The 234-nt window shown below is 40.6% G+C and carries 1 pseudogene; it reads right to left on the bottom strand.

Annotation, left to right across the window (positions count from 1 at the left end):
• Window positions 1-19: 19 nt before the first annotated feature.
• Window positions 20-234, bottom strand: a pseudogene (locus tag ACTHS3_RS18725) (AAA family ATPase); the annotation flags it as partial.

Genomic DNA, 234 nt, shown 5'->3' with positions numbered 1-234 from the left:
AAACTACATTGTTTTAAACTTATGCAAACAATATCTTACCACCCTCTTCTTTAACATGGATTGTGATATCAGGTGCATATTTACCTTCAAGCAATGCTTTTGACAGCGTATTTTCGATTTCTGACTGGATGGCGCGTTTGAGCGTAAGGGCACCATACACATTGTCGAAACCGGCTTTAGCAATCAGATCCAAGGCAGCATCATCGACTTTCATATGCAGATGTTGTGCTTCCA

The organism is Neisseria sp. P0009.S007 (genome assembly GCF_051962515.1).
This window is presented reverse-complemented; position numbering and strand designations above follow the sequence as displayed.